At 35.1% G+C, this 23,947-nt stretch carries 25 protein-coding genes; 6 read left to right on the top strand and 19 right to left on the bottom strand.

From position 1 onward, the window contains the following. Positions 1-29: 29 nt before the first annotated feature. The 7 genes from grpE to gpr form a co-directional block, all read right to left on the bottom strand. Positions 30-536, bottom strand: coding sequence for a nucleotide exchange factor GrpE (gene grpE / locus CFK40_RS09210; RefSeq protein ID WP_264371410.1), 507 nt, complete (start codon positions 534-536; stop codon positions 30-32). A gap of 200 nt (positions 537-736) precedes the next feature. After that, positions 737-1,768 carry a heat-inducible transcriptional repressor HrcA gene (hrcA, locus tag CFK40_RS09205; RefSeq protein ID WP_089532031.1) on the bottom strand — a complete coding sequence of 344 codons (1,032 nt, stop codon included), beginning with the start codon at positions 1,766-1,768 and terminating at the stop codon, positions 737-739. Between the two features lie 76 nt (positions 1,769-1,844). Next, positions 1,845-3,002: a radical SAM family heme chaperone HemW gene (gene hemW, locus CFK40_RS09200; protein WP_089532030.1), complete on the bottom strand. Its 1,158-nt coding sequence runs from the start codon at positions 3,000-3,002 to the stop codon at positions 1,845-1,847. Positions 3,003-3,107: 105 nt separating this feature from the next. Then, positions 3,108-4,916 carry a translation elongation factor 4 gene (gene lepA, locus CFK40_RS09195; RefSeq protein ID WP_089532029.1) on the bottom strand — a complete coding sequence of 603 codons (1,809 nt, stop codon included), beginning with the start codon at positions 4,914-4,916 and terminating at the stop codon, positions 3,108-3,110. 169 nt (positions 4,917-5,085) lie between these two features. Continuing rightward, the gene (locus tag CFK40_RS09190; RefSeq protein ID WP_089532028.1) at positions 5,086-5,376 is read right to left on the bottom strand and encodes a hypothetical protein; all 291 of its coding nucleotides are present in this window, start codon (positions 5,374-5,376) and stop codon (positions 5,086-5,088) included. A gap of 3 nt (positions 5,377-5,379) precedes the next feature. Further along, the gene (spoIIP, locus tag CFK40_RS09185; RefSeq protein WP_089532027.1) at positions 5,380-6,543 is read right to left on the bottom strand and encodes a stage II sporulation protein P; all 1,164 of its coding nucleotides are present in this window, start codon (positions 6,541-6,543) and stop codon (positions 5,380-5,382) included. Between the two features lie 101 nt (positions 6,544-6,644). Continuing rightward, positions 6,645-7,742, bottom strand: a complete 1,098-nt coding sequence (gpr, locus tag CFK40_RS09180; protein WP_089532026.1) for a GPR endopeptidase — start codon at positions 7,740-7,742, stop codon at positions 6,645-6,647. Positions 7,743-7,913: 171 nt separating this feature from the next. Here gpr and rpsT point away from each other — a divergent pair, with 171 nt between their 5' ends. Further along, on the top strand, positions 7,914-8,180 hold the full coding sequence (gene rpsT, locus CFK40_RS09175) for a 30S ribosomal protein S20 (RefSeq protein WP_089532025.1): 267 nt from the start codon (positions 7,914-7,916) through the stop codon (positions 8,178-8,180). A gap of 62 nt (positions 8,181-8,242) precedes the next feature. On the opposite strand, the gene holA is transcribed toward rpsT, so the two are convergent. Next, on the bottom strand, positions 8,243-9,289 hold the full coding sequence (holA, locus tag CFK40_RS09170) for a DNA polymerase III subunit delta (RefSeq protein WP_089532024.1): 1,047 nt from the start codon (positions 9,287-9,289) through the stop codon (positions 8,243-8,245). A gap of 277 nt (positions 9,290-9,566) precedes the next feature. Here holA and CFK40_RS09165 point away from each other — a divergent pair, with 277 nt between their 5' ends. After that, positions 9,567-9,698, top strand: a complete 132-nt coding sequence (locus tag CFK40_RS09165) for a YqzM family protein (RefSeq protein ID WP_089532023.1) — start codon at positions 9,567-9,569, stop codon at positions 9,696-9,698. A 194-nt stretch (positions 9,699-9,892) separates the two neighbouring features. Here CFK40_RS09165 and CFK40_RS09160 read toward each other — a convergent pair whose 3' ends face one another. The 11 genes from CFK40_RS09160 to CFK40_RS09110 form a co-directional block, all read right to left on the bottom strand. After that, positions 9,893-12,190, bottom strand: a complete 2,298-nt coding sequence (locus CFK40_RS09160) for a DNA internalization-related competence protein ComEC/Rec2 (protein WP_089532022.1) — start codon at positions 12,188-12,190, stop codon at positions 9,893-9,895. Positions 12,191-12,205: 15 nt separating this feature from the next. Next, positions 12,206-12,775: a ComE operon protein 2 gene (locus tag CFK40_RS09155; RefSeq protein WP_089532021.1), complete on the bottom strand. Its 570-nt coding sequence runs from the start codon at positions 12,773-12,775 to the stop codon at positions 12,206-12,208. A gap of 115 nt (positions 12,776-12,890) precedes the next feature. Further along, positions 12,891-13,472, bottom strand: coding sequence for a helix-hairpin-helix domain-containing protein (locus tag CFK40_RS09150; protein WP_089532020.1), 582 nt, complete (start codon positions 13,470-13,472; stop codon positions 12,891-12,893). Between the two features lie 372 nt (positions 13,473-13,844). Next, positions 13,845-14,603 (bottom strand): class I SAM-dependent DNA methyltransferase, encoded by a 759-nt coding sequence (locus CFK40_RS09145; RefSeq protein ID WP_089532019.1) that lies wholly within the window; start codon positions 14,601-14,603, stop codon positions 13,845-13,847. Between the two features lie 3 nt (positions 14,604-14,606). Then, positions 14,607-14,963: a ribosome silencing factor gene (gene rsfS, locus CFK40_RS09140; RefSeq protein ID WP_089532018.1), complete on the bottom strand. Its 357-nt coding sequence runs from the start codon at positions 14,961-14,963 to the stop codon at positions 14,607-14,609. Beyond that, positions 14,964-15,539, bottom strand: a complete 576-nt coding sequence (gene yqeK / locus CFK40_RS09135) for a bis(5'-nucleosyl)-tetraphosphatase (symmetrical) YqeK (RefSeq protein ID WP_089532017.1) — start codon at positions 15,537-15,539, stop codon at positions 14,964-14,966. Beyond that, positions 15,517-16,095 carry a nicotinate-nucleotide adenylyltransferase gene (locus CFK40_RS09130; RefSeq protein ID WP_089532016.1) on the bottom strand — a complete coding sequence of 193 codons (579 nt, stop codon included), beginning with the start codon at positions 16,093-16,095 and terminating at the stop codon, positions 15,517-15,519. The genes yqeK and CFK40_RS09130 overlap by 23 nt, the downstream gene beginning before the upstream one ends. Before the next feature lie 11 nt (positions 16,096-16,106). Beyond that, positions 16,107-16,397, bottom strand: a complete 291-nt coding sequence (yhbY, locus tag CFK40_RS09125) for a ribosome assembly RNA-binding protein YhbY (protein ID WP_089532015.1) — start codon at positions 16,395-16,397, stop codon at positions 16,107-16,109. A 4-nt stretch (positions 16,398-16,401) separates the two neighbouring features. After that, positions 16,402-17,241 (bottom strand): shikimate dehydrogenase, encoded by an 840-nt coding sequence (aroE, locus tag CFK40_RS09120; RefSeq protein WP_089532014.1) that lies wholly within the window; start codon positions 17,239-17,241, stop codon positions 16,402-16,404. A 14-nt stretch (positions 17,242-17,255) separates the two neighbouring features. Continuing rightward, positions 17,256-18,356, bottom strand: a complete 1,101-nt coding sequence (yqeH, locus tag CFK40_RS09115; protein ID WP_089532013.1) for a ribosome biogenesis GTPase YqeH — start codon at positions 18,354-18,356, stop codon at positions 17,256-17,258. Between the two features lie 2 nt (positions 18,357-18,358). Next, positions 18,359-18,874, bottom strand: coding sequence for a YqeG family HAD IIIA-type phosphatase (locus CFK40_RS09110; protein ID WP_089532012.1), 516 nt, complete (start codon positions 18,872-18,874; stop codon positions 18,359-18,361). A gap of 385 nt (positions 18,875-19,259) precedes the next feature. Between CFK40_RS09110 and CFK40_RS09105 the strand changes: the two genes are divergently transcribed. From CFK40_RS09105 to CFK40_RS09090, 4 genes are all read left to right on the top strand, one after another. Beyond that, on the top strand, positions 19,260-19,400 hold the full coding sequence (locus CFK40_RS09105; protein WP_089532011.1) for a sporulation histidine kinase inhibitor Sda: 141 nt from the start codon (positions 19,260-19,262) through the stop codon (positions 19,398-19,400). A gap of 391 nt (positions 19,401-19,791) precedes the next feature. Further along, complete coding sequence (locus CFK40_RS09100) at positions 19,792-22,128, top strand: Na+/H+ antiporter subunit A (RefSeq protein ID WP_089532010.1); 2,337 nt, start codon at positions 19,792-19,794, stop codon at positions 22,126-22,128. Next, a complete protein-coding gene (locus tag CFK40_RS09095; protein ID WP_089532009.1) occupies positions 22,129-22,467 on the top strand; it encodes a Na(+)/H(+) antiporter subunit C in 339 nt (112 codons plus the stop codon). Continuing rightward, positions 22,460-23,941 (top strand): Na+/H+ antiporter subunit D, encoded by a 1,482-nt coding sequence (locus CFK40_RS09090; RefSeq protein ID WP_089532008.1) that lies wholly within the window; start codon positions 22,460-22,462, stop codon positions 23,939-23,941. Before CFK40_RS09095 ends, CFK40_RS09090 begins: the two co-directional genes overlap by 8 nt. Positions 23,942-23,947: the final 6 nt, after the last annotated feature.

Here is a 23,947-nt window from a genome sequence, read left to right as displayed (position 1 = left end):
TTTCCTCCTTCACTACTTTACCTATTCTTTTATTTATTTACTTTGACCATAGCTGGTCGAATAACACGATCTTCAAGTATATATCCTTTTTGCATTTCTTCTACAACCGTATTTGATTCTACTTCGTCATCTTCAACTTGCATTACTGCGTGATGTAGATTGGGATCAAATTCTTTCCCTACTGTTTCAATCTCTTTTATATTTTGTGCTTTTAGTGCATCTTTCAGCATACGATATACCATCGAGATTCCTTCTACAAAACTTTCCCCGGCCTCTGATACATCTACCTGAAGGGCACGTTCAAAGTTATCAATAGCAGGAAGTAGTTCATTTACTATATCCTGTGATTTGTATTTATTTGCTGTTTCTCTTTCACGCAATGTACGTTTTTTGAAATTATCAAATTCCGCTTGAATACGTAGCATTTTTTGATAGTTTTCATCTTTTTCTTTTTTTAATTGTTCTATTTCCTCTTTCAGTGTTTCCATTTTACCTTCATCTGAACCAAGGTGTTCTTCTGGATCATTAATTTCCATTTCCTCTGGCTCAACGCTTTCTGTTTTATCCTTTGTTGCTGTATCATTTTTATTTTGTTCTTCCACGCTTAACACCTCCTAAGAAAAATTCACCATTTTAGACTATATCATTAAACCCTACTTAAATAAACTATTACCTATTACATAAAGAAGTGATGGGGATAGCCCCATCAAGGTATTCCGTATAGCGAGACCAGCAACTATTCATTGTTTTTGTACCACATATATAATGCTTCTGTCATTTCATTAGACAATGCATGTAGCAGAGTGATTACCTTTCTATACTCCATTCTTGTTGGTCCGAGTAAGGCAATCGTACCAAGTTGATCTTGTCCTAGGTGATAAGTAGCTGTTATTAAACTACAATCCTTTATAGCATCTACTTTATTTTCATGACCAATTGAGACATTTATACCTTCTGTCGATGTTTTTAGCATATTGGCTATCTCATCTTCTTTTTCCATCATGGAGTAAAACGAACGAATTTTATCAATATCTTTAAATTCTGGTTGCATTAAAATATTCGTTTTCCCACCAAAGTAGAGCTTTACAGGTTGTTCGCTAAAGAATGCAGATTTCAAATAGTCATATGATCGTTCGAAGTCATTCACATACATCTTCATTAGTGAAACTATTTCTGTGTTTAACGTATCATGTAAATGTACAATTGGAACACCGTATAATCGATCATTTAAAATATTAACCATTTTTTCAAGATCTGATGCATTCATTTCACCAGGGATCGTAAATGAGCGATGCTCGACATGTCCTGTATTCGTAATCAATATCGCTACAGCAGTATGGTCTGATAAAGTAACAATTTGTAACTGCTTTAATTTTGTCTCGAATACTTCTGGCCCTAAAATAATCGATGTATAATTTGTTAAATCAGATAACACCTGCGCGGACTTTTGAACGATTTGCTCGAATTCAAAAATCCCATCTTGGATCACATGCTTCATGACATTAACTTCGTCAGGTATCCCTTCAGCAGATACTAAATTATCCACATAAAAACGATAGCCTTTTTCAGATGGAATTCTTCCAGACGATGAGTGCGTCTTTTGTAAGTATCCCAAATCCTCAAGATCAGCCATGACATTTCGTATGGTAGCGGAACTAAAGGAGATACTTTCTTTTTTTGACAAAATACGCGAACCAACTGGTTGTGCTGTCTGGATGAAATCATCAATAATGACTTGTAAGATCAATAATTGTCTTTCTGTTAACATGATGATCACCTCTGTTAGCACTCTTCATCGTTGAGTGCTAATTCTACTAATAAATTACCAAATCCTTATTTTTTTGTCAACGTAGATGGCTTACATTTTCATCTTCTAATAAAAATTGGGCAAAAACATTATTACCAAACAAGATCCCTTCTGGAGTTAATGAGATCTCATCAGCCCTGTCGTATAACCAACCTTTTTCCACTAATTGCTTAATTGCATCCCCATATAGTTCCTTTACAGAGACTGAAAATTTTTGTTCAAATTTTAGTTTACTAACACCTTCACGCTTACGTAAGCCTAGAAACATTTCTTCCTCAACCATTTCCTTTAATCCAATTTCTTCCGTCGACAAGATTGGATGACCGTCTTTCATGGCCTGTTTCACATACGCTGGAAGTGGTCGAATATTTCCTGTTCTTTTCCCTGGTAAATAACCGTGAGCCCCTGCACCAAAACCATAATAATAGTCATTATTCCAATAGGTTAAATTATGCTTACTTTCATAACCCGGTTTCGCAAAATTACTGATTTCATACTGCTGAATACCATTCTTTTTCATCGTATCTCTTAAAATGTGGTACATGCGCACTTCATCCTCTTGTGGTGGACGATGTAATTTACCCTTTTTATGACGCTGATAGAAAACCGTCTTTGGTTCAATTTGCAACGAATAAGTTGAATAATGTGGTAAATCGAATTTAATTGCTTCTTGTAGGGACTTTTCAAAGCCTTCCACCGTTTGATTTGGCAAAGCGTAAATTAAATCAATGCTTATATTATGAATTCCATGCTTTTTTAATAAATTTACTGTATCGTAAACATCCTTAATTTTATGAAGTCTACCAATATCTTCCAATAGCTGGTTATCAAATGCCTGTACACCTAATGAAACGCGATTTACACCGTAGCTTTTTAATAGTTTAGCCTTGTCTTCATCAAAATCCCCTGGGTTAGCTTCAATCGTATATTCCAAGCAGCCATCCACATCAAATCTTTCATCAATTACTTGAAATAGCAGTTCCAGTTGATTCAAGTTAAGTGCTGTTGGTGTCCCACCACCAATAAATATAGTTTTCACAGACGTTTTCATACCATCTACATTTGTTCTAATTTCATTCGCTAAAGCTTCCATGTATTCATCTGCTAATTTTTCATTATAAAAAAACTTCGTAAAGTCACAATAATGACATATCTGCTGGCAAAATGGGATATGTATATAAACGGATTGTATCAAATTAGTTCACCTCTTAATCAATAGTGAAAAACGAAAAAGAAAAGGGACAAACTCTTCGGGTGTAAAGACACTCGATAAAGTTCACCCTCCTGTTAAATTCAACCATTAATCTTCTTTTATTTTTAAAACGGCCATAAACGCTTCTTGGGGTACTTCTACTGATCCTACCATTTTCATTCGTTTCTTACCTTCTTTTTGTTTCTCTAACAACTTCCGTTTACGTGTAATATCCCCACCGTAACATTTAGAAAGTACATTTTTTCGCATCGCTTTGATGGTCGATCTAGCTACAATTTTGTTTCCTATTGCAGCCTGTACAGGCACTTCAAATTGTTGTCGTGGTATCAATTCTTTTAATGTATCCACAATTTGTTTTCCTCGATCGTAGGCAAAATCTTTATGAACAATAATTGATAGTGCATCTATCGTTTCATTATTTAACAAAATATCCATTTTAACAAGATTTGACACTCTATAACCAATCAATTCGTAATCAAATGATGCATAGCCTTTTGTTTGTGATTTTAATTGGTCAAAGAAATCATATACAATTTCAGATAAAGGGATATGATAAATGACATTCACGCGGATATCATCCAGGTATTCCATGTCAACAAATTGTCCGCGCTTTTTCTGAGAAAGCTCCATTACTGTCCCAACGTAGTCATTTGGAACCATAATAGTTGCCTCTACAAAAGGTTCACGAATTTCAGTAATAGACTGTTGATCTGGAAGGTCTGATGGGTTATCAATTTCAATAATTTCTTCGTTAGCCTTCTCTACTTCATAGATAACACTTGGCGCTGTAGTAATTAAACCAATGTTAAATTCTCGTTCAATTCTTTCTTGTATAATTTCCATGTGTAATAACCCTAGGAAACCACAGCGAAAGCCAAACCCTAATGCTTGGGATGTCTCCGGATCATATTGAAGTGAGGAGTCATTTAACTCAAGTCGTTCTAGCGCCTCACGAAGGTCGTTATATTCATTGGAATCTATCGGGAACAACCCACAGAAAACCATTGGATTTAACTTGCGATAACCTGGCAAAGCAGTTTCTGCTTGATTATGGCTATGTGTAACTGTGTCACCAACACGGGTATCACCAACATTTTTAATTGAAGCCGTTAAGTACCCAACATCCCCTACCGTTAATTCATCTTTTTTCAATGGTTTTGGTGAGAAAACCCCTACTTCATTGACTTCAAATTCTTTTCCAGTCGCCATCATTTTAATTTTATCGCCGACCTTAACAGATCCCTCTTTAACACAAACATAAGCAACTACACCACGATAGGCATCATAAAGCGAGTCAAAGATAAGCGCCTGCAAGGGATTATCAGCTTTCCCTGCAGGAGCAGGTATTGCTTCTACAATCCTTTCAAGAATTTCATCAATTCCGATTCCATCCTTCGCTGATGCTAAAATAACATCATCCGGATCAATGCCTATCACATCTACTAGCTCCTGGGTAACTCGGTCTGTGTCTGCATTTGGTAAATCAATTTTATTAATAACGGGAATAATTTCTAATTCGTTATCTAATGCCAAATAAACATTAGCTAGTGTTTGCGCTTCAATACCTTGTGCTGCGTCTACAACTAGAATTGCTCCCTCGCATGCTGCAAGGCTACGTGAAACCTCATATGTAAAATCGACATGTCCTGGCGTGTCAATTAAATGAAAAATAAATTCTTCACTAGCTTTACTCGTATAACTTAATTGTACTGCATTTAATTTTATTGTAATTCCACGTTCGCGTTCTAAATCCATTGCATCAAGAAACTGCTCTTTCATTTCGCGTTGTGTTAATGCTTTTGTATTTTCTAATATTCGATCTGCCAAGGTTGATTTACCATGGTCAATATGTGCGATGATTGAAAAATTACGAACGTTGCGTTTTTTTTTCACCATTAGTGATGTTCACTCCTACAATTTTTGCCACTCTTGAAATAAAGTGTTAATTTTAACGTCGTTTACTAGGATGATTATAGCAATTGAACACATTACAATCAATCAAAAAATAAATCCCCCTCTCCTTTAGTTTAAACTTTCGTACCAAAAGAGAGGGGGAAATAATCTACTAGTAAAACAACTGAACAACTTGATAAAGCAATTGGACGATAATCTCGTAGAATCCTTTTACAATTCCCTCGATAAATGATGCCATTTTTTGTGTAAAGTGATCTGGAGCTTGTTTGTACTCATTATTTTCACTTAATGGTGAAATAGTTTCTTGTGATTCACTAACTTTGTTCACATCAATAGTTTCGACTTTAGGTGAGGTGAATTCCAATTGATCACGTTCTACTCCAAATAGCATTCCTGATACGAAAAATAGTAGTAACAGTAGTAATATAACAATAGACTTCATGATCTATTCCTCCTTTGCCTCAGTCGAAACTTTTTCGGCATTAAAATAATAATCACTAAATACTTTTGCTAGTGCGTCTGCTGTGCGATACAACTCTTCTAAAGTGTTGGCGTAACCACCGAATTCAAATATCAATCCATTTTCTGACAAGTCCTGATTGTAAACACCATTATTTCCAGGTCCTTCATTTATTATAATTCCTCTACTTAGTCCAGGATATTTTTCATCAATTAAAGCATTTAATTCAGTAGCAAACTTTAAATTTTCTTCGTGATCAGCATTTTCTCCACCAACAACAATTGCTAGTCTAGCAAATGACTTTCCTTTGATAGTTGTTGTTGTTATGTCTCTAGGTTGAGCATCTCGATGGATGTCAAAGACATATTTCAAATTTTTGTTAGAAGCAAATGCCTCTTTTACAGCATTTCTCGATATATCATAGAATTGATACCTTTCCATGTCTTTTTGTTGTAACACTTTCGTGAAATCTGTATGGTCAACAATTGCTCCAATTCCGTTTTCCTCAAGTGATTCTGCAAACCTATCACTTACCTTAGTAACATTAACTTCCCCATGAAAGGCTAAATCTGGGTCATCCACTTCTGGTAAATGTGGTAAAAATGATTCTCTGTTATGTGTGTTATAAATAAAAACAACATTTTCTTCTACTGGTTTTTCTTCTTTTTCCTCTGTATTTTCATTTTCTGGTTTAGTAGGTTCATTAACTTCCGCTTTTCTGTCTTTTAATATATCATCGAGTGGCGGAGGAGATTCTATAGGAAGATTAGTATAGTTTGTCCCTTCACCCGCAACAATTATTTTATTATTAAAAGCAGAAAATCCTGGTAGTTCTCGACCTAATAGACTTCTAACATCATGCGGTTTAACGCTTGTCGTTAATTCAAATAATGTATTTGATAGTTTTGGGAGTGAATTGTCCTTTGGAAACGCCTCTTGAAATGCCCTATTCTCCATTCCTAGTAAATATAAAAATGTTGTACTTTCTACCTTACTAGTCCACTCCGTAAGTGTTTTTGAAGAAAATCGATAGGCAGGAGCAATGGTAGTTAACGCTCCTATCGAAACAAATAGTAATACGATACAAAGGATATACAATCCACCTTTTTTATAAAAAGGAAAGCGATTGGTTTTTTTATCAAGGTTCATTGTTCCATCCTTCCTGAAGACAGTGACATATATAGTAAATCTATGACCTGTCTTCAGAAACTAGAACCTAATCTTTCATTTGATTAGTATTGTCATTTTTATTATCTTGTATAAGAGGAAAAATTCGTAACATCAACGGTTTCATGGAGCGCAGCATTAATTCCAGTAGCTACAACATGTGCCATGTCCTTCATAAAGCCATCAACTTCTTTTGGTGTTACCATTAAATTATGGCCAATAGGTGTCAGAACCTCTCGAATTAATGAACGCTTTTCCTCTTCTGATAGATTTCCGACTATTCCTAAAAATGTATTTCTTTTTTCTTCATCTGGTAAATCCTCTTCATTAAACTTTTTATTACCAAATGTCATACTCGCTGGGGCTAGAGATTTTGATGGGTTATCCTTTTCGCGCCATTCTCTCCCAAAATGCTTTAACAAGAAATCTATCGTATCGCTTGTAATGGTTGCGGCATCCACGACAGTCGGGACTCCGATTGCAAAAACTGGAATTCCTAATGTATCCTTACTTATTTCTTTCCGTTTGTTTCCAACTCCAGAACCTGGATTTATACCTGCATCTGAAAGCTGTATCGTTTCATTTACTCGTTCGATAGATCGTGAAGCTAGTGCATCAATTGCAATTACAAATTCTGGTTTGAACTTTTCAACAATACCAAAAATGATGTCGCTTGTTTCCATTCCAGTTAATCCCATAACACCCGGTGTGACCGCAGCTACGGAACGATATCCATCTGCCACTGATTCATGTTCTAATTTAAATAGGTGGCTTGTTACCAGTATTTTTTCAACTGTCATTGGTCCAAGGGCATCTGGGGTTACATTCCAATTACCTAAACCAACAATTAAACATCTCGCATTTGTTGATAATTGATTTTTCTCCAATAATTGTTCTAATTCTTTTGCTAACAGTCCTGAAGCATTTTCCTGACGTTTCGTATCTTGTCGTTTTACACCATCTGCGTAAAGGGTGACGTATGTTCCAGGTTTTTTATCAATAATCTTTGCTCCGGTTTTATCTATTTCCACATATGAAATTTTGATATCATTTTCCATGCGTTCTGTTATATTAATGCCTTTCATTTGGTCAACTTGCGTATCTTCTTGTTCGACATACATGTCCTTCGCTTCAATCGCTAAATCTGTGCGCACTTGAAATTCCTCATTTGATTTCGCCATATAATTCATAACCTCCAAAACTTTTTTTACTTACTCTTAGACTTCACAATAAAGGTCAAAATCATACAAATTCACCGAGTAGATAATAAAGCTATTGAAAACAGTGTCCCGCTCTGGTAAAATATCATTGGTTCACTCAGATAGGAATCGTTGTTTTTAGGAGGTGAAATAATGGCTAATATTAAATCTGCAATTAAACGTGTAGGTGTTAATCAGAAAAAACATGACTTAAACCAGTCATATAAATCAGATATGCGTTCACAAGTTAAACGTGTTGAACAATTTGTTGATGCAAAAGACGTGGATAATGCAAAATCTGCTCTTCAACAAGCAACCAAGAAAATTGACAAAGCAGTACAAAAAGGGATTGTCCATCAAAATAATGGTAATCGCAAAAAATCACGCTTATCAAAAATGGTTAATAACCTAAGCGCATAATATATGACCAACACAAAACGATCCCATAATAGGATCGTTTTTTAGTTTGTTATATTATTATTCTATATACTGCTTTTAGTCACTTGGCTTCTTGAATTGGTTAAATCATATAGTAATAAATCAAATGCAAGTTCTTTCTCCATCCTACCTTGTTTCATATCTGCATCGGCATTCGTTAATTTATCGATATATGATGATAATTGCTCAATGGTAAATTTACTTTCTCTAGATAAAGCAATTTTAACAACAAACGGGTGAATTCCAAGTTGTTTCTGTATCTGGGCTTGACTGTACCCTTTTTGCTTTAAAAGTTTAACACGCAATAAGGTACGAAATTGATAGGCTAAAAGTGCAACCATAGCAATTGGTTCTTCTTTCATTTTCAGTAGATCCCGGTAAATAGTGATTGCTTTACGTATATCCCGTTCTATAACAGCGTCTACCAATCGTAAAGACGAATTGTTTAATGTATGAGATATAAGCATTTCTGCATCATCTTTCGTTAGATTACCACCTTCTCCAACATACAATGCGAACTTCATCATCTCATTCTGTAATAGATGAAGATTTGCTTGTAGCTCTGTTTCAATAACATCAAAAGCTTTAGGTTCAATTGTTATATGATAGTCATTAGCAATTGTTTTAATCCACTTCGACAGCTCGTGTTCTTTGATGGGATCGCATTTGGCAATGGCAGCATTTTTTTTGATTACTTTTGTTACTTTTTTCCGTTCATCAATTTTTTCATATTCAGCTATAAAAATAATCGTTGCATAATCAACAGGGTTTTCTATATAGAACTGTAACCGGTCTAGATCATGTTCGAATGGCAATTTACTTGGCTTTGCCTTTAAAAAAGAAGGGTTATGGGCAATAATTAATTTTCTTTCTCCAAATAACGGATAGGTTTCCGTGTCAGAAATAACCTCTTGAATAGGAGTTTCATCTAGATCATATGTAGATAAATTTTCAATATCCCCATCAGGTAAAATTGCATTTGTTAACTGCTTCTTTATATCCTGTATAAAATACGATTCTGTTCCATATAACAAATAGGTTGGTGCCAGTTGATTTTTTTTTATTTTTTGTGCTATTTCAAGATAAGACATCTCAATCACTCCAATTACGTATATACATTATCCTAAAGTGAAAAAGGCCGAATAGCAAGGAATTTTAGAGGGAATCTTACTAGGAGATCCCCTCATTTATATAAACGTTAGCCAAATAGTCCCAGGCGTCTATTTGACAAACGATATTTGATTAATTTTAGATTAACCAGTAAAGTAAAAAGTATAGATGTTAACTCTTACTAAAATTGGTGCAAATAATTTCATGGATTTTTTTGAGCATTTATTTTATACTAAGTATGATATAGGAGGGATAGTTGTGAACGAATTTGAAAAAGACGTCCAGTCAAAAACTAATGATGTAGTGGATTCTGGTCTAGGATTTGTCTACTCATTTGTATTCTTTGCTGTAATTTTCTTCATTGGAGTAGCGGTTAAATTCTTTGGATAATAATAAAAAGCTACATATAATCACCTATAAATTAGTGATGAAAAAGAGACTGAACGCTGACAGTCTCTTTTTAAATTGCGATTCATCTATTGGTGCGTGTTCAAAAAGTCGGCAAATTAGAAACAAAAACTTCGCAACGAAGAAATTCGCCGTTTATCATTTGGTGACTTTTTGAACATCATCTATTAGCTACATTATGGTAAGTATTTCAAAAATGTTCCTGTCTCCTTTTTAAAATGATACTCAACCGCACCATCTTGATCCGTTCTAAAAATCCTTGTTCCTTCGTCCTCAAGCACGTCTAACACATCCTTAGTTGGATGACCATAAGAATTATTCTCCCCTACCGAAATCCAAGCATATTTCGGCTTATACTGTTCGATAAAAGATTTATCTGTAGAGGTGTCACTGCCATGATGTGCAACTTTTAGTACATCAAATGTCAAACCAGGATATTTTTTTACTAATTCCTTTTCTATTTGTTTATCAATATCTCCTGTAAAGAGCCAGCCAAGACCTCCTAAATTCATATGCAGGACAAGTGAATTTGCATTGGTTTCTTTTTTATCTGTATGCGGTGACAAAATTTGTATAGGATAACCATGAAAATCAATTTCATTTCCCGCTTGTAGTCGCTGTACAAGGATACCTTTTTGTTTCCATTTATTAATTGTTTCACTAGGTAATTGGTAATAATCACTTAAGAAGACACGATCAACTTTATAATCCTCTAACAAAAACGGAGCACTGCCAACGTGATCGACATCCTCGTGGGTAACAAATAAGGCGTTAATTTTAGCGATTCCATTTGCATATAAAAAAGGCTTGATAACCTGTTCATATTTCATATCCGTTGCTTCTTTATTTTCAAAAGACATTTTTGCACCTGCATCAATAAAGAAAACAGCTTTTCGGTACGGAAGTTCAATTATGAAGCTATCTCCTTGTCCGATATCTAACATGGTTACTGTCCCATATGGTGATAAGTATGGTTTTATTGCAATAAAAGTTATCAGACAGACTGTTAACAGACCAATTTTCATAGCACGCATCTTTTTTTCGCGTTGCACAGCATCCATTAGTAATAAAAATAATACATAATAAAGTAAAACAACCATAAATGGAAGCGGCCCCAATATATATGGAAAGTAGGCAACTTGATCCAACACGTGAATAAAATAAATAACAGCTTGATTAGTCGATTCAAAAATGGTATTTAGCACGCTTAGTATCGTGTTTGAGAAAGGAGACAGCAGCAGAATAATAAACATAATGGGTATTACAAAAAAGGAGAAATACGGTATTATAATAACGTTTACTAGCATTGATAAGGGCTGAAAGGTGTAAAAATAAGCCAATTGCAGTGGTATAATCATCATTTGTGCCATGAAACTTATTTGTAGGCTAATCATTAATGAAGACTGTGTTGAAGCAATCCATTTTGCTGAGAGTAGCAATCCAAACGTCACCAAAAACGAAAGCTGAAAACCAATGTGGTAAACGATAAATTTATCAAACAGAATCATTAATAGAAAGATAATACTTAATCCATCTGTTAAAGTAAAAACTGTATTTAATTTTCGTAAGCTAATTAATACGAATACCATTAAACACGCTCTCCATACTGATGGTTCACCTCCCGCAATTAAAGCATAAAGGGGCAAGATAACTATCATCAACCATTGTGCTTTTTCCTTAGTAAATAAATTTAATTTTATTAAAAGAAAATAGGTAATGGCAATGATTATGGCGACATTTAATCCAGAAATTGCTAGAAGATGAGATAAGTTCCATTTCTGGAACAATTCTATAGTCTCTTTATCTAAATGAGAATCGTCACCTAAAATAAGTGCTGACAACCATTTTGCTGTGTATGGATCTGTTTTTGAGATTACAAAATTAATGAGGGATAATCGAGTTTCAAAAATAGAATTGAGGTAAGATGAACCTTCACATGTAATATTTTCTAACGAAGAGAGGGTGAGTTGATACGAAATACCTTTTGTTTGCAAGTAGGAACGATAATCAAATTGACCAGGATTCCTGCTTTGGTCTGGTAGCTCCATTAAGCCTGTTAAATGACAAGTCGCACCATGTTTTAATTGATTAAACGCATTTTTGTTCCATTCTTCTTTTTCTTGTTTAAATACGGATACAAGCAATTTATGGTTTGACGTTCTTTCTTGTATCACAAATTCTATTTTTTTAGCCGATGTTTTAACAGGACTACTAATGGTTCCTTCTATTTCTCCATTAATAGCCTGTTCCATGGCGGATAGGTTGTCTTTGTTATCTTCAATCGAAGGGATATAACTGCAAAACCCAATATAAAATACTAGCGATAAAAATACAGATCCAAGGCCAATCTTCTTATGTTGATATAGATAATATAACCATAATAATAAAACAATAATAAAACTCTTCTTATCAAAAGTAACCGTCAAAATACTTAATACTACCGAGAGCGCTAAAAAGTGCCAGTATCCTTTCATACCTGTTATACCCTATCACTTTTGAACATTAAACAGTCGCTCGGCTTCATTTCTATATCCCTCTAATTGACTATTATCGATTGAGGTACCTTCGAGTTTGCTTAATAGTGACGCTACATATGAAGCCTTTTCCTTAGGATTTACATCAACTGCATTATATTCAAGCTCAACCTTTTTCACGTGAACGCCGGAATTTTTAAATAACTCAACAGCATATGGGTCATTTTTATAGTCGGCAGCATAATATATCGTTTTTACCCCACTTTGAATGATGGTTTTACAGCATTGCAGACAAGGAAAATGGGTCACATACATCTCAGAACCTTCTGTTGGAACTCCGAATTTTGCACATTGCAAGAGTGCATTCGTCTCTGCATGCACTGTTCGAACACAATGACCATCAATGACATAACAACCTTCGTCAATACAATGTGAATCTCCAGAAACACTCCCATTGTATCCCCCTGCTATAATTCGCTTATCTCGTACAATAGTTGCGCCTACTGTTAATCGTTCGCACGTACTTCTTAATGCTAATACATGGGTTTGTGCCATAAAATATTGGTCCCATGAAATTCGTTCCATACTAATTCCCACCTTTTATTTATAAGTATAAAATAAGTCTACATGCTGTAAATTATTTTCGTCAATCTTTATCGCAGTTATGGGCAGTATAACTCCCAGCGAGTGAATTTTTACATTATGGAATTTGAATACTTTCCTTCATGTTTTCAAGCGTTTTCTCACCAATACCTGGTACGTTTAAAACATCCTCCATCGTCTGAAATAAACCATTTTCTTCGCGATACTGAATGATTGCTTGTGCTTTTGATGGTCCAATACCATTTAATTGTTCAATTTCTTCTTGCTTGGCATAATTTAAGTTAATTTTTGTGGAGTTAGTTGATCCTTCAGTTTTCACATCAACTAATTCACCAGCTTTTGGTACCAAAATGATCATTTCATCATGAACTTTTTGTGCTAAATTTATAACAGATTGATTAGCTTTTTCGGTGAATCCGCCAGCAAGGGTGATAACATCTTCTACACGAGAACCCACAGAAACTTCATATACACCAGGACTTTTCACCTCCCCTTTCACATCAACATACGCATCTGTTGTTTCTTGAACAGTTGCAGGCTCTTTTATACTTGCTGCTTCTATCGGCTTTACATCTACAGTATTCTCTTGTTCTGGCTTATCATTGAATACAAATAAAAATAATACTGCAGCTATTCCAATTACAATGAAGAATAAGTTTTTCTTGGCAAGATTAATCATTGGGGGTACACTTCCTTTTTAAATGAGGCCACTGAAAAAGTGGTGGATTTAAAAATTTTACTTTTCATCTTAACTTAGCCCCCTCGAATATACGGAGACTCCTGCGGGAAGTAAGAGATCGGCGAGACCCCGCAGGACGGCAGTCCGAGGAGGCTCGACACTCGCCCGCGGAAAGCGTAGTATATTCGAGGGGGCGATGGCAGATCCACATATTTTGTACTTAGTTTAACTTTTTTAGTGGCCTCTTTTTAAATAACTGGGGTCTGTATAACTGGAGTCTAGTGGAGGTTTATTGAAGTAAAAATAAGCTTAATACAATAATTCGACATGTAATGATTAAATCCTTCTAAAAAAATAAAGATCGACAAAATTTTATTTTATCGATCTTTTTTCTGTAATAAAGAAAATCCGCTGAGTTTTTTCATGGAGACTTTCCTTTTTCAACGAGAAATCACCATATATATTTCGAATTTGGAATCCATTTTGCTCTAAAAGTTTCCGATATACCTCAATAGAAAATGTTTTTTGGTGATGATATTCATCAAATCTTGAATAGGAATCTTTAGCGTTTGAAACAAAAAAGGTAAGATCATGAAACATTTCACCCGTTTCTTCACCTGGCGTACAAAACCAGATAGACGACACATCATCCTCTACTGTTGAAAATGTTTGATTTACTAGCTCGTGTTCGACATGATGCAAGGAGTGAACATCAAATATAAACATTCCATCATCCTTTAACATGTTCGCAACATTAGCAAAAACCAAAGTCAGTTCTTCCTCAGTTGTTATATAATTGATAACATCACAATAGCTTACCACTGCGTCCACTTGCGAAATACCGTCAGTCTCGCGTATGTCCTGGTTAATCCATTGAATAGAAAGGTTTTGTTCACTTGCTCTTTGTTCAGCGTAACTTAACATATCAATTGAATAGTCAATACCAATCATTTGATAGCCATTTCTGGCAAGTCGTGCTGTTATTTGTCCAGTTCCACAACCTAAATCTACTATATGTTTTACAGGAATGGATGATTGCTTCACTATTTCTTTAGTCATTTCCGCCCATTGATCATATGGTGCCTCATCCATAAGCTTGTCATAAAGCTTTGCCATTTGTTCGTAAGCCATTTTTTAGCCCTCTTGCCCTACAGTTAATGATACCCGCGTGGCATCGCCCCATAAACGTTCTAGGTTATAATACGATCGTTCATCTTTATGAAAAACATGACAAACGACATCACCAATATCAACTAGTATCCACCTTGCTTGTTCATAACCTTCCAATCGTCTTACAGAAATGCCTTTTTCCTCGGCAGCATCCTTGATTGCCCGAGCGATTGCTTGAACCTGTCTTTCGTTACTACCATGACAAATTAAAAAGTAATCTGCTACTAATGAAACCTCGTTCATATCTAAAGCAATGATATCTTCGGCTCGTTTATCATCACTTGCTTCTGCTGCTAATTGTACAATTTCATTACTATTCATTTAATTAAAACCCCCATTTAATTTTGTTAAAAAATAATTGTATGCATGAATTGAATCTGGATAAATTGTTGCGTTTTTAGATAGTAGAAATTGTATTGTATTGTGTGATACCATCAGACACGCATGATTTAAATCCTCATATGCCATATTTCGAACCTTCTCTACACCTGGGAATGCTCTTCCAGGTTCAATATAATCAGCAAGAAAAAGAACCATTTCAAATGTCCCAAAATTCGTTTTGCCCGTTGTATGATAACGTATGGCGTCCTTTATTTCTTGATCAAAAATGCCAAACTGTTCTTCTACTACTACTGAAGCAACAGGTCCATGCCAAACTTCATGATGATAATCTAACAGATCATTCGGTAAGTGGCTGCTCACGATAATTTCTTTCATCTCTTCTAATGGTCGGTATTTTGCATAATCGTGAAATATCGCCGCAAGCTCCATTTTTTCAGTTGATACTTTGTACAAATCCGCCAACTTTACTGCTGTTTCAGCTACTCGTAAGGTATGATCAAATCGTTCCTTAGTTAAAGCTGGTTGGACGACTTTAATTGCTTCTTCTTTCCTCATACAATCGCTTCTCCTTTATATAACGTATAACTGCCTCGGGAAGAAAGTATTTAATCGAATCATTTTTAACTATCCGCTCTCGAATCATGGTAGAAGAAACTTCGATATACGGAATATCCACTAGCTCAATTGGATAAGGAGTATCCAACCTAGAGCCAATTCTTTTCACCCCAACAAAAGAAACCATTTCCATCAATTCACTTATCTTGTACCATTTAGGTAGATATTCCACCATGTCTGCACCAATTATAAAATAAAAAGAGACGTCAGGATGCTCATTTCTTAATATGTTTAGTGTATCAAATGTATATGACTTACCTAGACGTTCTACTTCTATTGTATTCAATTTAAAAAAAGGATTACCTTTAAGTGCGTTTCGGACCATTTCAACACGATCATCCGCGCTTATGAACGCTCTACTCTTATGTGGAGGTTCCTGTGAAGGAATAAACCATATTTCTTCTAGCCCCAATGCGAGTCGTACCTCTTCAGCAATTATTAAATGGCCTAAATGCGGTGGGTCGAATGTTCCGCCTAAAATCCCTACACGTTTCATGATACACTCCTTTATGGCAATTGAATATGTTTGTTTTCTCGTGATTCTTTATACAAAACAATGTTGTTTCCAATAATCTGGACTAGCTCTGCATCGGAACCTTCTACCAATTCAGATGCAACGATATCCTTCTCTTCCATACAGTTTTGTAAAATACTTATTTTTATCAATTCTCGCTTTTCCAATGCCTCCGAGATTTGCTCAACCATGTTATCGTTTACGCCTACTTTACCTACTTGAAAAATAGGTTTTAATTGGTTTGCTTTTGCTCGTAAGAAACGTTTTTGTTTTCCAGTTAACATCTAATCATCCTTCCAATTGTTCGAGTAATTCCTGTTCCATTTCATTTATTTCTACACGTACGTCAGTCCATAACTCAAAAGCATATTGCGCTTGGTATAGTAACATAGTATGTCCGTAATGAATCCTAGCACCTTCGTTTTTGGCGTTTCGTAAAAAATTGGTTGTCACAGGTTGGTAAACAATATCACTTACTATATTCTTCTCAGATAGTCCATTAACCTTAACAATAGCATGACCATCCGTTGATTTCATCCCAACTGATGTCGTTTGAATAATAATATCGTAATCACTCATTGCATTTTCGGCTTCTTGTAACGATAATAGGTTTGTGTTCTGCATTTCATATAATGTCTTTAGCTCTCTTGCCGCATTTTCGGTTCGATTCGCTAAATCAATTTGTTGATATCCATTGCAAGAAAGAGTATAGAGTATACCTCGAGCAGCACCACCAGCCCCTAGAATTAAAATCTTATTATTCTTATCTTGTCCCACTAATGGATAAGCTTTAATTAATGATCTCAGATACCCATCACCATCCGTATTATAGCCAATCCATTTTCCATTTTCACATACAACCGTATTTACTGCACCGATTGCTGCTGCTTTTTTATCCAATTCATCTAAATAAGGAATGATGGTCTTTTTATATGGCACGGTTATATTAAACCCATTAAGGTTTTCTTTCTTTAGCTCGTCTATTTTTTTAGCAAAAGATTCGTTAGCTTTTATTTCATATAAATTATATTCACCTTGAAGTTCAGCTTTTTGTAAGAATTTTTCATGTATCCAAGGTGATAAAGAATGTTTGATTGGATACCCAATCAATCCAAAACGATACCCCATTACTGCACTCCCCCTTAAATTAATGATGGCCTAATTGAAACGGCTACGGTTCTCGGGCTATGCACAACAACTGTCGTGTTAACTTCAGGTATCATAACCCATCCCAAGCCAGGAAAAACAACATCCATTTTTTCTTCTCTAATTTTAAACGTGCTTTGTACTAGACCAGGTAACGTTGTACGGGTAGTTTCATCTGGTGGTGATAAAAGCTCACCCACATGCTCTTCATAAAGCTTACCCGCATTCTCAAGCTTTGTACGGTGGATTGATAAGTGATTAGAAAAATAACAAACAAAGGACTGTTTATCTCCTTTTATAAAGTCGATTCGTCCTAGTCCACCAAAAAACAATGTTTGTTGGTTGTTTAATTGGAACACCCTCGGTTTAATCTCTTTTGAAGGGGTAATAATTTTCAAATCATTTTTTGAAACGTAATGCGCCATTTGTTGCTTGTTAACGATACCCGGTGTGTCAATTAATACGGAATGATCGTCTAATGGAATTTCGATGAATCCAAGTGTCGTACCAGGAAAATAGGATGTGGTAATAACGTTTTTGTCACCAGTTGACTGTTGAATAAGCCGATTAATAAACGTAGATTTTCCAACATTTGTTGTTCCTACAACATACACATCCTGATTATCCCTCATTGTTTCTATTGCTTCCTTTAATTCATCCATACCGTGACCTTTAATCGATGAGATAAGGTATACGTCTTTAACTTTAATTCCAGCGTCTTTAGCAGATTTCTTTAGCCAATTTATCAGCTTTTGTTTATTTGTTGATTTAGGTAATAAATCTACCTTATTTCCTACTAATATAATCGGCTTATCACCTATGATACGTGCCAAACTTTGAATCATACTTCCATTAACATCGAATATATCAATTAAATGTACAACTAAACCTTCTACATCTCGTATTTCACTAACCATTTTCAAAAAATCGTCATCTGTAACGGAAACATCCTGGATTTCATTATAATGCTTTAATTTAAAGCAGCGCTGACATAATACAATCTCCTTGATTAAGGCAGATTCAGGGGTGAATCCTACCTCGTCTGGATTTGCTGTTTGAATGGCTGCACCACAACCTTGACAATATATATCTTCCATAATTACTCCTCCCAAGTTATCTTACCTTTTCTTCTCATATAGTTTAGTATTCGTCGTTCTATTTTACGATTAAACCGCGTTACTTTTCCATCGGTTTGTACGATAGGAAGGACAAGTATTGTGTAAAAACCCGCAAAGTTCCCTCCTAATACATCGGTTAAAAGTTGATCACCAATTACAACGATATTCTCTTTTTTTATTCCCATTTGTTTTGCGGCTACCTTAAAAGCGCGACTCAAAGGTTTTCGTGCACTAAATACGAAAGGTGTATCAAGTGGTTCCGAAAAGATTTTTACACGCTCTTGTTTATTATTGGAAATAATCATTACTTTAATATCATATTCCTTCATTTGTTTAAACCAGTTTACAATTTCTGGGGTTGCATCCTTAACATCCCAAGCCACTAACGTATTATCCAGGTCTGTTATGACACCTTTAATTCCTCTTTGTTTAAGTGAAGCAGGTTGAATATCAAAAACACTTTTCACATGTTCATTTGGTAAAAATTTCTTTAACAACGTATACACCTCTTTGTTATTGTCAAACCTAGTTTTACTTTTCCTCTTTATGGAATGTCCTATTATATAGTAATCCTATAATAACTTAACACATATATAAGTGCTAGCGAAATTTGTCTTTTCCATGAAAGCCCTATCTATAGCAAAATACGGTGATAATTCGAAAAACCGTTCGACAAATTCTTTCATATTTCTCATTGTGGATAACTTTGTTAACATGAAAAAAGCTTATAAAACGGCTTATACGACAATTTATTTCTATTTATGCACAAGTTATCTACAGGCTCTTGTAGATAACTCGGACCTTGTCCTACTGGGGTATTCGTGGTAAATTAAACTTACTCAACATAACAAAGTATAAATTCATTCAAGGAGGGCTGTATTCATGAATCACTTATCTGATGAATTATTATTGGAATCTTTCTATAAAGCACATGAATTGAAGCTAAGCCCTGACTTTATTTATTTAATTGAAAAAGAAATCCACAAAAGAAGACTGACCCATAAATTGGAATACTCAGGTTAATGATCATCATACACACTTCTCCCCGAGCAACTCTTGTCATTTTTGTGAATGATAAGGGTTTTTTATTTTTCCAAAATCGTACTTATGATAAGCTATCTTTGGAGGGTTACTATTTTTGATAAGAATTTTCAAAACCACTATCACAAAATTTAAATACCGCTTATACTTATTTTAAGAGGAAGTTCAAAAAGTCACCAAATGATAAATGGCGAATCTCTTCGTTACTCGGTTTTTTCTGGTCCTCACGTATTAAGGGCATACGTTTCGGTCCTCAAAACTCTCATGTCTCGACCTTCTTATTTCTAATTCGGCGACTTTTTGAACACGCACTTTAATAGTTTCTTTTTTTAAAAATAACAATTACATACTTTTCAAGGAGGAATCCAATTAGATGATTTTTGCAGTATTACTTCCACTTCTAATTGCCTGCTTAATTCCATTCTTAAGCAAAATCAAACATAAAATACATACAGGAATAGTTGTCTTTTTTGTTCCTTTCGTAATCTTTCTTTATTTTATTCAGTTTCTTGGTTCTACCTTTTCACCTGTCAGGCAAACCTACAGCTGGATCCCTTCCCTATCCATCAATTTTGATTTTTACTTAGATGGATTAAGTTTACTTTTTGTATTATTAATTAGTGGAATTGGAGCGTTAGTTGTCCTTTACTCTATCTATTACTTAGATAAAACGGAACGATTAGGACATTTTTATGTTTATTTAATTTTATTTATGGCGGGAATGCTTGGTGTTGTCCTGTCAGATAACGTTTTTGTTATGTATACATTTTGGGAGCTAACGTCTATATCCTCCTTCTTATTAATTGGTTATTGGCATTTTAATGAGCGTTCTCGCTATGGTGCGCTTAAATCTATGCTTATTACTATTTTTGGTGGATTAAGTATGTTTGGTGGATTCATTCTATTATCTGTCATTACAGATACAACAAGTATCCAGGCAATGATTGATCAAAAGGATGTTATTTTAGAAAGTTCCTATCTTCCATTAATACTAGGGTTTATATTACTCGGTGCATTTACCAAGTCTGCTCAATTCCCATTCCATATTTGGTTACCAGATGCGATGGAAGCACCAACTCCAGTTAGTGCGTATCTTCATTCAGCAACCATGGTAAAAGCTGGACTATTTTTGGTAGCACGGTTTTCACCTATTTTCGCTAGCTATGAATGGTTCTTTATTATTGTAAGTATCGCAGGTATCGTTACGTTATGCTGGGGGTCTTATATGGCCGTAAAGCAGACGGATTTAAAGGCTATACTTGCATTTTCCACAATAAGTCAGTTAGGTATGATCATGGCCATGCTTGGGTTTGGTACGAAAGTAGCGGTATTTGCAGCTGTTTTCCACATTCTAAATCACGCAACTTTTAAAGGTAGCTTATTCATGGTTGCAGGTATTGTTGATCATGAAACCGGAACTCGTGATATCCGTAAATTAGGTGGTTTACTGACATTTATGCCAATTACCGCTACGCTAGCATTATTTGGTACATTTTCAATGGCTGGTGTTCCCCTACCATTTTTAAATGGATTTTATAGTAAAGAGTTATTTTTCGAATCTAGTCTCGGTTTAAATGAAAATGTCGGGGCGTTTGCTAATTTTCTAATTGATATCATTCCTGCGCTAGCCGTTTTTGGTAGTATATTTACATTTGTCTATTCGATGTACTTCTTTTTTGGTGTATTTGCAGGTAGGAAAAAAGAAAAGAGTCTACCTAAAAAGCCTCACGAAGCTCCAATCGGTATGTTGCTTTCACCCATCATCCTAGTAGCACTAGTTATTATCATTGGGCTATTTCCTAACTTAGTTAATGGGACCTTTTTAGCGCATGCGGCTGAAGCAGTCAAAGGTGAGTCAATTGAAAAACATGTTAAATACTGGCATGGATGGAACTACCCTGCATTTATCATGTCCTTAATCGTAGTAGGGGTTGGAACACTATTATTCCTTACACGTAAAAAATGGCGTAAAGTATATAGTTTCTTACCTGGTAGAATGAGCTTAAATAAAATATACGATATAAGTGTAAGCAAATTGGATGTGTACGCGAATAACGTTACAGGCTTTTACATGAATGGTTCGCTAAGACTTTATGTAGCCATTATTTTTAGTACTACTGCGATCGTCACTTTAACTATAATGGCGTTAACAGGTGGATTAAACATACAATTTGATGATCTCGCAGATGTTACTGTTGTAGAAGTTTCTGTGGTAGTCGTTATGATTATTGCAGCACTTGGTACTATTTTTGCCAAGAATAATATAGCTGCGATTCTTATCTTAGGTGTTGTTGGATACGGCGTTTCGCTTCTGTTTGTTATTTATCGGGCACCAGATTTAGCATTAACACAACTGGTTATTGAAACGGTAACTGTAGCATTATTCCTACTATGCTTTTTCCACTTACCAAAATTACAAGCTATTAAAGAATCGGGGAAAACAAAATTAGTTAACGCTATTATTTCTCTAGGATTTGGTTTGATGATGACTTTGATCGGGATTTCCGCTCACAGTAGTGATTGGTTTGATTCTATTGCAGATTACTTCTTAAAAACCTCTTACTCACTTGGTGGTGGGCATAACGTTGTTAATGTAATCTTAGTAGATATGCGTGGGCTTGATACGCTATTTGAAATTACCGTTTTAGGAATTGCAGCACTTGCGATCTATAGTCTCGTTAAAATTAAGCGAAAAAAGGAGGCGGAGTAAATGGAAATAATCATTTGTATTCTTGCTGGATTATTGTTCGCTGCCGGTATTTATAACCTCCTTCAAAAGCAATTACTACGGATTATTATTGGGACGGTCCTTCTGTCCCATGGAGCGCATTTATTTATATTAACCATGGGAAAGTTAAAACGTGGAAGTTCTCCTATTCTAAAAGAAGGGGTTACAGATTACACTGATCCATTGCCACAGGCGTTAATTTTAACATCCATTGTAATCAGCTTTGGTATTACAAGCTTACTTTTGGCGTTAGCATATAGAGCCGCAAATGATAATGAAACAGATAACATGGATCAATTAAGGGGTAACGAAAATGAGTAATTTAGCAGTATTGCCAATCATCATACCATTATTAGCTGGCGTAATCCTGGCCTTTTTCCCAAAAAAGGTAAATTTGGTAAGAACATTGACGAAAGTTTTTTCCATTACTAGTTTATCAGTAGTTGCCTATATTACATGGCAAGTTGTAACGAATGGTCCAATTATACTGGAAACGGGAAATTGGCCTGCCCCGTATGGTATTATTCTAGTGGCCGACCCGTTAGCAATTATTCTTGTATTAACAACGAATATTATTTTAACGGCCTGTGCTTTTTATGCACCACATTCCATGACCTTAAAACAAGAACAACATTATTTTTATTCTTTTATGTTTTTCTTAATAACAGGCGTTTCAGGTGCTTTTTTAACAGGAGACCTATTCAATCTATTCGTATTTTTTGAAGTACTTTTAATGGCTTCCTATGCTTTAATCGTTTTAGGTGGAGGCAAGATACAACTTCGTGAATCCATTAAATATGTACTAATAAACCTTTTCTCTTCTATATTATTTGTAACAACTGTTGCATTTTTATATGGCGTTGTCGGCACAGTAAATATGGCCCACATTGCTGAACGTGTTCAAGAATCGGATCAACAAGGAATACTAACTGCAATTGGAGCTTTATTATTCTTCGTTTTTGCTACGAAGGCTGCATTATTTCCATTGTATTACTGGATGCCAAAATCTTACGTTGTACCAAACCCGGTTGTTTCAGCTTTATTCGGTGCCTTGCTAACAAAAGTAGGTATATATTCCATATTACGAGTATTTTCATTGATATTTGTATACAAACTTGACCTAACACATGAAGCATTTATTTGGATTGCTGGTCTATCGATGGTATTTGGTATACTTGGTGCCTTATCAACAAATAATGTAAAGCTCATTATTGCATATAACATCATTCCAGCTATTGGTTTTATCATTATGGGTATTGGTGTATTTAATCAAGATGCGATGAGCGGTTCAGTCTACTATCTTCTACATGATATGATCATCAAGTGTGCTTTATTTCTACTAGTTGGTGCAATTGCTTATGTAGCTGGTACAACTGACTTACGAAAAATGGGTGGCTTAATCCATTACTATCCGGTACTTGGATGGCTATTATTTGTTGCAGCATTTATCCTTGCTGGTATCCCGCCTTTCAGTGGGTTCATAGGCAAATTATTATTATTAAAAGGTGCACTGGCTGATGATGAAATTGCCATTGTTATCATTGCTTTGCTATCTAGCTTATTGATTTTATATTCTATTATGAAAATCTTTATCAAGGGATTTTGGGGTGAGAAAAATCCGGCATATGAAGTGGATAGAAAATCTACAAAAGGGTTAATCGGACCAGTTATCTTTTTATTATCCTTTTCTGTTATTCTAGGAATAGGTGCAGAGTTCATTTATCCTACAGTTGAAGATATTTCGACTTATTTACTTAATCCCGAAGTATATATTGATGCTGTATTAAAGGAGTAAATTACT

Origin of the sequence: Virgibacillus necropolis, assembly GCF_002224365.1 — a bacterium.
Classification (GTDB): Bacteria; Bacillota; Bacilli; order Bacillales; family Amphibacillaceae; genus Virgibacillus_F; species Virgibacillus_F necropolis.
The sequence above is the reverse complement of the archived record's forward strand: the minus strand, read 5'-3'. Positions and strand labels throughout refer to the sequence as shown.